The sequence below is a fragment of the Aeromonas sp. S5(2024) genome, assembly GCF_041403025.1.
Lineage (GTDB): Bacteria > Pseudomonadota > Gammaproteobacteria > Enterobacterales > Aeromonadaceae > Aeromonas > Aeromonas hydrophila.
This window is the reverse complement of record NZ_JBGLRI010000011.1, coordinates 152982-160414: the sequence shown is the minus strand read 5'-3', so window position 1 is coordinate 160414 and position 7433 is coordinate 152982. Positions and strand designations below refer to the sequence as shown.

The 7433-nt window shown below is 60.9% G+C and carries 7 protein-coding genes; 3 read left to right on the top strand and 4 right to left on the bottom strand.

Going from position 1 to position 7433, the window contains the following annotated elements:
• Nucleotides 1-198: 198 nt before the first annotated feature.
• Nucleotides 199-684: a hypothetical protein gene (locus tag ACB032_RS19155; protein WP_371138565.1), complete on the top strand. Its 486-nt coding sequence runs from the start codon at nt 199-201 to the stop codon at nt 682-684.
• Nucleotides 685-889: 205 nt separating this feature from the next.
• Entirely contained in the window at nt 890-2149 is a 1260-nt protein-coding gene (locus tag ACB032_RS19150; protein WP_024944897.1) for a dicarboxylate/amino acid:cation symporter, read from the top strand.
• 75 nt (nt 2150-2224) lie between these two features.
• Here ACB032_RS19150 and ACB032_RS19145 read toward each other — a convergent pair whose 3' ends face one another.
• The gene (locus tag ACB032_RS19145; protein WP_371138563.1) at nt 2225-2680 is read right to left on the bottom strand and encodes an isoprenylcysteine carboxylmethyltransferase family protein; all 456 of its coding nucleotides are present in this window, start codon (nt 2678-2680) and stop codon (nt 2225-2227) included.
• A 189-nt stretch (nt 2681-2869) separates the two neighbouring features.
• Between ACB032_RS19145 and alr the strand changes: the two genes are divergently transcribed.
• Nucleotides 2870-4096, top strand: a complete 1227-nt coding sequence (gene alr, locus ACB032_RS19140) for an alanine racemase (RefSeq protein WP_371138562.1) — start codon at nt 2870-2872, stop codon at nt 4094-4096.
• A gap of 69 nt (nt 4097-4165) precedes the next feature.
• Here the strand turns inward: alr and ACB032_RS19135 are convergent, their stop codons facing one another.
• The 3 genes from ACB032_RS19135 to ACB032_RS19125 form a co-directional block, all read right to left on the bottom strand.
• Nucleotides 4166-5110, bottom strand: a complete 945-nt coding sequence (locus tag ACB032_RS19135) for a TerC family protein (RefSeq protein ID WP_043119135.1) — start codon at nt 5108-5110, stop codon at nt 4166-4168.
• Nucleotides 5111-5404: 294 nt separating this feature from the next.
• Nucleotides 5405-6400, bottom strand: a complete 996-nt coding sequence (oppF, locus tag ACB032_RS19130; protein WP_371138561.1) for a murein tripeptide/oligopeptide ABC transporter ATP binding protein OppF — start codon at nt 6398-6400, stop codon at nt 5405-5407.
• Nucleotides 6401-7381 (bottom strand): ABC transporter ATP-binding protein, encoded by a 981-nt coding sequence (locus tag ACB032_RS19125; RefSeq protein WP_017408089.1) that lies wholly within the window; start codon nt 7379-7381, stop codon nt 6401-6403.
• Between the last annotated feature and the right edge of the window lie 52 nt (nt 7382-7433).

Here is a 7433-nt window from a genome sequence, read left to right as displayed (position 1 = left end):
AATGGGAAGAGGGACAGTAGATGTTGAAAGGCTTGGGTATCCATGATGGCGGCCCTCAAGGTGATGACCTACCTCAAGATTAGCCTTTCAACACATAACTGGGACAGAGCCTTTCTTTTTGGCCCGGCGCGCCACCACGCAGCCTGCGTTGTGCCGCCGATCGGTTTGTGCTGTAGTGATGCCCTGTGTTGCCAACCGGTGTTCGAGATGCCCTCTCCCCGCCCCTTTTGCCAGCGTCTGCTGTGGCTCGGCCTCTGCGCTCTCCTGCTGCTCGGCTGCGCCACCCCTTATCACAGCCAGCCATCGTTCTGGAACGGCCAGACCGGTTTCTCCCAGACCCGGCTCGGGCCTGACAAGTGGCAGCTGGAATTTGTCGGCAACGATCTGGTGAGCCGGGAAACCGCTCGCAAGTATGTGCTGAAACGGGCGGGCGAAGTGGCACAAGCCGAAGGTTATCAGTGGCTTGAGGTCAATGAATTGACCCTGCAACGGGACGCGGTCAGGGTGACGCCGAGTCGCCCCCTGTTCGGATTCGATGACGACGAGCCAGATCCCTTTCTGGATCAGCGCACCGTGGAACACCGCATCTCGGCGTTGCTCATCTTCACCCTCACTCGCAGCGCGAAAAACGACCAAACCATGAAAGCCGATTATCTTGCAAACATTAAAGTAAACAGCGATTAATATAGCCAAATTGCAAGATCTATATCACATACAACTAATGGCAAGATAAAATTCTGCCACAAGGCGCTGGATTTACCCCCCCGGATTAGGCATGCTGCCAGCACACCGGCTGTCAGGAATCTACGGCTCGGATCACAAAAACGGACTGAAGTGGCACCCTTGCCGCTTGAAACGCTCTGCACTTATCAAAACTGGGACCCACCCCATGAAAATGAACAAATTGACGGTTGCCATCCTCATCGCGATGCTGGTTGGTATCCTGACTGGCCAGGGCTATCGCATGTTTGCCCCTGACCAGGCCGCCGGCTTTGCCAGCGACATCACCCTGTTGACCGATATCTTCCTGCGTCTGATCAAGATGATCATCGCCCCCCTGGTGTTCACCACCCTGGTGGTCGGCATCGCCAAGATGGGCGATACCCGCACCGTGGGCCGTATCGGCGCCAAGACCCTGGGCTGGTTCATGCTGGCCTCCCTGCTGTCACTGACCCTGGGTCTGGTGATGGTCACCCTGATGCAACCGGGCGTGGGGCTCTCCCTCTCCCTGCCTGACGACACCGCCAGCTCCGGCGTGGTTGCCAGCGCCATCTCCCTCAAGGATTTCGTCACCCACGCCATTCCCAAAAGCGTGATCGAGGCGATGGCCACCAACGAGATCCTGCAGATCGTGGTGTTCTCCCTGTTCTTCGGACTGGCTGCCGCCGCACTGGGTGATGCCGCCAAACCGGTGGTGATGCTGATGGCCAGCGCCGCCGAGATCATGCTCAAAGTGACCGGCTACGTGATGAACTTCGCCCCGTTCGCGGTGTTTGGCGCCATCGCCGCCATGGTCGCCAAGGAAGGGCTCGGCATCCTCGCCACCTATGGTACCTTCATGGCGCAGTTCTACCTGGCACTGGGTTGCCTCTGGCTGCTGCTGATCGCCATGGGTAGCCTGTTTATCCGCCGCCGCATCGTGACCCTGCTGGCGATGATCCGCGAGCCGATCCTGCTGGCCTTCTCCACCGCCAGCTCCGAAGCTGCCTATCCGAAAACCCTGGATCGTCTGGAGAAGTTCGGTTGTGACAAACGCATCGCCAGCTTCGTGCTGCCGATGGGCTACTCCTTCAACCTGGATGGCTCCATGATGTACTGCACCTTCGCGGTGATGTTCATCGCCCAGGCCTACGGCATCGAGCTCTCCATGGCCCAGCAGATCACCATGCTGCTGCTGCTGATGGTCACCTCCAAGGGGATGGCCGGCGTACCCCGCGCCTCCCTGGTGGTGATTGCCGCCACCCTCAACCAGTTCCACATTCCGGAAGCGGGCATCCTGCTGCTGCTCGGCATCGACCACTTCCTCGACATGGGTCGCTCCGCCACCAACGTGCTGGGCAACGCCATCGCCGCCAGCGTGGTCGCCAAGAGCGAAGACAGCCTGGGTGAAACCGAACCTCTGGGTGAGGTGGATACCGCCAAGGCGTGATCCCCGCATCACCTCCATCAAAACGGCCCGCAGATGCGGGCCGTTTTTTTATGCTTCATGGCGACACGGCAAGGCTCAACACCAACGCCTCACCCGCCGGCAATAATCGGCATAGGCATCGCCAAAGCGGGCCTGCAGCGCCCGCTCCTCCGGCACTATCTGCCAGCGACTGAGCCAGCCCCACAGCAGCAGCGGACCGAGCCACACCAGCAGCCCGCCCAGATAACAGGCCAGCGCCATCGTCCAGCAGAGCAGCCCCAGGTACATGGGATTGCGGCTGAGGCGATAGAGTCCGCCCGTCACCAGCGCACTGGCCTGCTCGGGGTGCAGCGGCGTCACCGTGGTACCCTGGCGGCGAAAGCGCAGCACGCCCCCCAAGCCAAACACAGTGCCCAGCACCGCCAGCAACAGAGCAGCCAGCCACCAACCGGCGCCAATGCCACTCTCGGCGGCGCCCCCCCATCCCAGCATGGCCGCCACGATCAGACCAAACAACAGCAGCGGTGGCACCCGACACTCAAGACTCATCATCTATTGACTCCTGGCAGGTGCCACGATCGGCACCTTGCGTTACACTTCCCGACGGGAATAGCGCCCTGGAAAATTGTCAAAGTTCATAACAATAACAATGCCTTGGCTACACTTTATCCCATCTGCGTGAAAACGGCCCCTAGCGACCGTCATGCACCTCAACCCAAACAATAAAAAAGGAACCACCCCATGCACAAGAAGACACTGCTGGCCACGCTGATCCTGGGCCTGCTGGCCGGTCAGGCCGTCGCGGCCCCTTACCTGCCGCTGGCCAGCGATCATCGCAACGGCGAAGTGCAGACCGCCAGCAATGCCTGGCTGGAAGTCGATCTCGGCGCCTTCGAGCACAACATCCAGACCCTCAAGGATCGCCTCGGTGACAAGGGGCCGAAGATCTGCGCCATCATGAAGGCCGACGCCTACGGCCACGGCATCGACCTGCTGGTCCCCTCTGTGGTCAAGGCCGGCATCCCCTGCATCGGCATCGCCAGCAACGAAGAGGCCCGCGTCGCCCGCGAGAAGGGCTTCACCGGCCGCCTGATGCGGGTACGTGCCGCCACCCCGGCCGAAGTGGAACAGGCCCTGCCCTACAAGATGGAAGAGCTCATCGGCAGTCTGGTGAGTGCCCAGGGCATCGCCAACATCGCCCAGCGCCACCACACCAATATCCCGGTGCACATCGCGCTCAACTCCGCCGGCATGAGCCGCAACGGCATCGATCTGCGCCTGGCTGATTCCAAGGAAGACGCGCTGGCCATGCTCAAGCTCAAGGGGATCACCCCGGTCGGCATCATGACCCACTTCCCGGTGGAGGAGAAAGAGGACGTCAAGATGGGGCTGGCCCAGTTCAAGCTGGACTCCCAGTGGCTGCTGGAAGCGGGCAAGCTGGATCGCAGCAAGATCACCATCCACGCCGCCAACTCCTTCGCCACCCTGGAAGTGCCGGACGCCTACTTCGACATGGTGCGCCCGGGCGGCCTGCTGTACGGTGACTCCATCCCCTCCTACACCGAGTACAAGCGGGTGATGGCGTTCAAGACCCAGGTTGCCTCCGTCAACCACTACCCGGCCGGCAACACCGTCGGTTATGACCGCACCTTCACCCTCAAGCGCGACTCCTGGCTCGCCAACCTGCCGCTGGGCTACTCCGACGGCTATCGCCGGGCGCTGAGCAACAAGGCCTATGTGCTGATCCAGGGCCAGAAGGTGCCGGTGGTGGGCAAGACCTCCATGAACACCATCATGGTGGACGTCACTGACCTCAAAGGGGTCAAACCCGGTGACGAGGTGGTGTTGTTCGGCCGCCAGGGTGAGGCCGAGGTGAAACAGGCGGATCTGGAAGAGTACAACGGCGCCCTGCTGGCGGACATGTACACCATCTGGGGCTACACCAACCCCAAGAAGATCAAGCGCTAAGCCAGTCTTTGCCATAAAAAAGGGCTCCCGCGGGAGCCCTTGTTGTCAGTGCTTTATAGTCTGCCGCGTTCAAGCGGCTTTTTTTCGGGTCACCCAGAGGCTCAGCCCCATCGAAGCCAGCAGGATCAGCGCAACCACGCCGAGTGCAATGCCGGTGGGGATCTTGAAGATATCCAGCAGCAGCATCTTGACCCCGATGAACATCAGGATCAGCGCCAGGCCGTACTTGAGCAGGGCGAAACGCTCGGCCACGCCGGCCAGCAGGAAGTACATGGCACGCAGACCCATGATGGCGAAGATGTTGGAGGTCAGCACGATGAAGGGATCCGTGGTCACCGCGAAGATGGCCGGGATGCTGTCCACCGCGAAGATGAGATCGCTCACCTCCACCAGCACCAGGATCAGCAGCAGCGGCGTGGCATAGCGCACACCGTCACGCCAGACGAAGAAGTTCTCCCCCTCCAGCGTCTCGGTCACCTTGAAGCGGCGGCGCATCCAGCCCAGCAGCGGGTTGTTGGCCAGATCGGGCTCCTTGTCGGCCGCCCACAGCATCTTGACCCCGGTCAGCAGCAGGAAGGCGCCGAACAGGTAGAGGATCCAGTGGAACTGCTCGATGAGCCAGCTGCCGGCGAATACCATGCCGGCCCGCATCACGATGGCACCCAGTACCCCGTACAGCAGCACCCGGCGCTGCAGCTCGGCCGGAATGGCGAAGTAACCGAACAGCATCAGCCAGACGAAGACGTTGTCCACCGCCAGCGCCTTCTCGATGAGGTAGCCGGTGAGGAACTCCAGCCCCTTCTGGTTGGCAATTTCACGGCCTGCGCTGTGATCCAGCCAGAACCAGATGGCCAGGTTGAACAAGAGCGCCACGCTGATCCAGATGAGGGACCAGATCCCTGCCTCTTTGAGCGACACCTTGTGCGCCTTGCCACCGCCGACAAAGCGGATATCAATCCATAACAGGACCAGCACTATGCTGAAGAAACCGGCCCACATCCACCATTCACCCATGTTCACTTCTCCCAAAAACGACAAAACCCACGACCGAGAGGCGTGGGTTTGCGTTTGGAGCAGATACACCTTGCCTCTCGGCAAGGTCTCACTTACAGCCGACTTGCGTCAACTGCCCGGCTGCCGGGTGCACTGCAGGATATGGGTGCACCGTAATGACGACAAACCGGCGAGAAGTTACTCCCCTTGTTGCGCGGATAGTAACAGCGGAAAAAGATAACGCCAAGAGGCATCTTCATGCCGGCTGCAAAAAAACAGGGCGCCACCCGGGCGCCCTATTCTGCCTGCTCATCCTCAGAGCGGATCCGACTTAAGGCAGGAGACCGCATGGTCGAAGTTTCCCTCGAGCTGAGGCCGGGTCTTGGCACACTCAGGGCCTGCCACCGGGCAGCGGGTACGGAACACGCAGCCTGACGGCGGGTTCATCGGCGATGGCAAATCCCCCTCCAGGATCTGGATGGTCTTGCTGCGTTCCAGATCCGGATCCGGAATGGGCACGGCCGACATCAGCGCCTTGGTATAGGGGTGCAAGGGGTTGGCGAAGATCTCCTTGCGGGTCCCCAGCTCCACCGCATTGCCCAGATACATCACCAGTACCCGATCCGAGATGTGCTTGACCACCGACAAGTCGTGGGCGATGAAGATGAGCGACAGCCCCATCTCCTTCTGGATAGCCTTGAGCAGGTTGACTACCTGGGCCTGGATGGAGACATCCAGCGCCGACACCGGCTCGTCACAGATGATCATCTTGGGCTCGAGGATCAGCGCCCGGGCGATGCCGATGCGCTGGCACTGACCGCCGGAGAACTCATGGGGGTAGCGGTTGACCAGGTTGGGCAAGAGCCCCACCTTGCTCATCATGGCCCGCACCTTCTCCTTCACCTGATCTCGGGAGAGGTCGGGATAGAAGGTGATAAGCGGCTCGGCGATGATGTCGCCGATGGTCATGCGCGGGTTGAGGGAGGCCAGCGGATCCTGGAAGATCATCTGGATCTCTTTGCGCTTCTCGCGCAGCGCCTTCTGGTCGAGCTTGGTCAGATCGTTGCCCAGCCACACCACCTTGCCGTCGGTGGCCGGCACCAGGCCGATCAGCGCCCGGGCAAAGGTGGATTTGCCGCAACCCGACTCCCCCACCACACCGAGGGTCTCCCCTTCATACAAGCGCAGAGTCACCCCGTCCACCGCCTTCAGGGCGGAGGGTTTGGCCCAGGGCCAGGCCTTGTCACTCTTGATGCTGAAGTGGACCTTGAGGTCGGACACTTCCAGCAGCAGTTTCTTGTCAGTCCCCATTTAGTTCACTCCCTTGATCATGGCATCCGATACCCAGTGGCAGGCCCGCTCCCGGCCGTCGTTGAACGGCGTCAGAATTGGCGACTGCTTGCCGCAAATCTCGCTCACCCGGTGGCAGCGCTCCTGGAAGGGGCAGCCGGTGGGCAGACGCAGCAGGTTGGGCGGATTGCCCGGGATGGTGGGCAGCTCTTCCCCTTCGGTGTCGAGGCGGGGAATGGCGCGCAACAGGCCCTCGGTATAGGGGTGGCTCGGGCGATAGAAGATATCGTTGACCTTGCCGTACTCCATGGTACGACCGGCATACATCACCAGCACCTTGTCGCAGATGCCCGCCACCACGCCCAGATCGTGGGTGATCATGATGATGGCGGTGTTGAACTCGCGCTTGAGCTCGTTCATCAGGGTCATTATCTGGGCCTGCACGGTCACGTCCAGCGCGGTGGTCGGCTCGTCGGCGATCAGCAATTGCGGCCGGCACAATAGCGCCATGGCGATCATCACCCGCTGGCGCATACCGCCGGAGAACTCGTGGGGATACATCCCCATCCGCTTGCGCGCTTCCGGGATCTTGACCGCATCCAGCATGCGCACCGACTCTTCAAACGCTTCGGCCTTGCTGACGCCCTTGTGCAGCATCAGCACTTCCATCAGCTGATCCTTCACCTTCATGTAGGGGTTGAGCGAGGTCATGGGGTCCTGGAAGATCATGGCGATCTTCTCGGAGCGGATCTTGTTGAGCTTGTGCTCGGGCAGGTTCAGGATCTCGTCGCCCTGAAATTTGGCCGAACCGGTGATGACGCCGTTCTTGGCCAGCAGCCCCATGATGGCGAACGCGGTCTGGGATTTGCCCGAACCGGACTCACCAACGATCCCCAGGGTCTCGCCCGCAGCGAGGGAGAAGTTGAGGTCGTTGACCGCCACCACATTGCCGTCCGGGGTCTTGAACTCGACCCGCAGATCTTTTACATCCAGTAATTTCATAAAAACTCCTTATCGATCTTTCGTGACGTTTTCCTGTCGATCCGATGCGCTA

Excerpts from the sequence above, each read along its gene's own strand:
- ACB032_RS19150 (WP_024944897.1), top strand. The coding sequence starts at position 890 with ATGAAAATGAACAAATTGACGGTTGCCATCCTCATCGCGATGCTGGTT.
- ACB032_RS19145 (WP_371138563.1), bottom strand. The coding sequence starts at position 2,680 with ATGATGAGTCTTGAGTGTCGGGTGCCACCGCTGCTGTTGTTTGGTCTG.
- alr (WP_371138562.1), top strand. The coding sequence starts at position 2,870 with ATGCACAAGAAGACACTGCTGGCCACGCTGATCCTGGGCCTGCTGGCC.
- ACB032_RS19135 (WP_043119135.1), bottom strand. The coding sequence starts at position 5,110 with ATGGGTGAATGGTGGATGTGGGCCGGTTTCTTCAGCATAGTGCTGGTC.
- oppF (WP_371138561.1), bottom strand. The coding sequence starts at position 6,400 with ATGGGGACTGACAAGAAACTGCTGCTGGAAGTGTCCGACCTCAAGGTC.
- ACB032_RS19125 (WP_017408089.1), bottom strand. The coding sequence starts at position 7,381 with ATGAAATTACTGGATGTAAAAGATCTGCGGGTCGAGTTCAAGACCCCG.